The sequence below is a fragment of the Bradyrhizobium sp. genome, from assembly GCF_049512235.1.
In the GTDB taxonomy this organism is placed as follows: domain Bacteria; phylum Pseudomonadota; class Alphaproteobacteria; order Rhizobiales; family Xanthobacteraceae; genus Bradyrhizobium.
Genome location: NZ_JBEKXH010000691.1, coordinates 1 through 2805, shown reverse-complemented (window position 1 = coordinate 2805; position 2805 = coordinate 1). Strand labels below are relative to the sequence as shown.

Annotated in this window: 1 protein-coding gene; it reads left to right on the top strand. The window is 64.8% G+C overall.

Annotated elements, in window-relative coordinates; translation table 11 throughout:
* A partial coding sequence (locus ABSG20_RS33990; RefSeq protein WP_423868816.1) for a beta strand repeat-containing protein occupies positions 1 to 2805 on the top strand: 2805 nt, incomplete at both ends.

Here is a 2805-nt window from a genome sequence, read left to right as displayed (position 1 = left end):
GACCGCGGCATCGGACTACTATGACAGTTCAACCGGCTGGGCCACCTTCTCCAACCAAGCCATCATGGGGCTGTTGCAAAACATGCGGCTGACAAACGGCGATCCGATCCTGACCGCTGCGCTTGCCGCTGCCGTGCAGCAGGACTCCAATATGAGCGCGGTCGCCGCCGACATGCAGATCGCGCGGGATTACGAGACCTACACGCAAAATACCGAGGAAATAAATCTGCTGATGGCGCTCAACCCCGACAGCAGCTTCGCGACCGGCTGGCAGCTGACGCTATTGCGCGCGGAAGAACTCGGCATCAACCAGGTCGTGGAGGAGCCGGGCTGGACCGCCACCCTCGAGCCGGGCACCAAGGTGGTGGCGCCGAGCTGGTATGGCGTGGGCGGCTGGGCCGGATCGGCGTTCGGTTTTGTCAGTCAGGACCTGCTCGGTGCCATCAGCGGCGCCCCGACCGCCGACTTCAAGTTCCACGAGACCGTCCATGACAATAACGGCCTCTTGGTCGAGGAAATCTACTTCAACGACGACGGCACCGAGACGGTCTACGACTATTATCTCAATCAATCGATCACGCTCTCCAATGGCACCGTCCATGTCGTCGCCGGCGCCACCTATGCCATCACCGGCAGCAATGACACCATCACGGCCGGCTCGCGCTCCAATGTTACCGTGGTCGGCAATGATGATTCGGTCAGCGTCAGCGGCATCGGCGCGGCGGTCAAGTTCAACGGCACCGGCGAGAGGCTGTCGATGCGCGACGGGATGGTCTACCTCACCGCCGGCAGCAGCCTCGTCCTGAGCGGCATCGATGACGCGGTCGCCGGCGACGATGGCGTCACGCTGTCCTTGTCCGGCACCGGCGACGAGGTCGGGCTGACCGATAGCAGCATCGCGCTGGCGGCGTCGGCGCAGGCCACGCTGACCGGCGATGGCGATCAGATCAGCGCCGGCGGTTCGGCGACGCTGACGCTCAATGGCACGGGCGATACGACGACGGTCGGTGACGGCGCGACGGTGACCGTCAACGGTAACGGCGATGCCACCAACGGGGGCGACTCGGATGTTTGGGTAATCAACGGCAATCAAGATACGAGCACCGCTGGCAACGGCGCTGACATCACTATCACCGGCAACGGCGACAACACCACGGCGCTGGACGGTGCGACCATCACCATCAACGGCGACGGCAGTACCACGACCGCTGCCAGTGCCGCCAACATCCAGGTATTCGGTTCCAAAGACCTGACATCGGCGAGCTACGGCTCGACGATAGCCGTCACCGGCGACAACGACCAGATCACCGCCGGCGACAGCTCGATCGTCACCGTGACCGGCGCCAGCGCGACGGTGGCGGTGGGCAACGGCGTTCAGGTCACGCTGAACGGCTCGGGCGGCTCGGTTACCGCCGCCGCCAACGGTTCGATCAATCTGCAGGGCAATGCGACCACGATCCAGGCGGGCAACGCCGAGACGGTTACGATCGCGGGCGGCACCGATGCGGCAACAGAGGGAGACGATTCCTCGCTCTCCATCACCGGCAATAACGACACCGGCACGCTCGGCGACAACGCCACCGTCACCGTGAACGGCACAGGTGACAGCATCACCGCCGGCAGCAAGGCACAGGTCACGGTCACCGGCTCGGGCAATGGGGTCGCAGCCGGCAGCGGCGCGGTCATCCTCATCAAGGGCGACCAGAACAGTGCCCGCGCCGGCGATGGTTCCTCGATCGCCGCGACCGGTGCCAGCGAGATGCTCGCGGTCGGCAACAGCGCGAGCGTCAATCTGAACGGCTCCGGCGGCTCGATCACCGGCGGCAAGAGCGATAGCGTCACGATCTCAGGCAATAACGACAGCGCCACGCTCGGCGACAACGCCACCGCCACGGCGACCGGCAGCGGCGATAGCCTTACCGCTGGCCTCGAAGCCAATCTGACCGTTGACGGCAATGGCGCTAATATCGGCGCCGGCGATTACGCCACCATCGCGCTTACAGGCTCGAACGGCACGGTGTCGTCAGGCGCTTTTGCCAAGGTCACCATCACAGGTTCCTCCGATGCCGTCACGGTGGGATCGAGTTCTACCGTCGTGCTCGACGGCGCCTCGGATTCCCTGAGTTCGCAAGGCTCGGGCATCGCGCTCGATGTCAACGGCAGCGGCGCGATTGTCGGGCTCAACGGGAGCACGATCACGCTGGAGAATGGCGCTTCCGCTGCTGTGACCGGCACCGGCGATCTCATCACGCAAAAATCCAATACCGGCCTTGGCGTGACCGGTGCCGGCAGCGCCATCGATGTCACCGGCAGCGGCAACACCACCGCGGTCAGCGCCGGCACCATCACGGTCGAAGCCGGCGCCGGCACTACGCTTACCGGCAACAGCGATGCGGTGACGCTGCGGTCCAATGCTACGCTGACGATGAGCGGCACCCAGGATTCGGTCGATATCGCCGGCACCGGCGTGAACGCCACTGTCAGCAATGCCACTGTGACGTTTGCGAACGGCAGCAGCGGCACGCTGACCGGTTCTTCCGACAGCGTCAGCGTCGGCGGCAACGCCGCGGTCAACCTGGTCGGCAATCTCTCCAGCCTGTCTGTCACCGGCAGCGGCACCTCGATCGACGTCACCGGCATCAATGATTCGATCGCGATGAATCAGGGGACGCTGGCGCTTGGCGCCAACAGCACGGCCGCGATATCCGGCAATGCCAATGCCATCAGCGAGACTTCCGGCGACAGCGTCATCGCGTCCGGCAATCAGGACGCCGTCGCCATCGCCGGCACCGGCAATGTCATCGC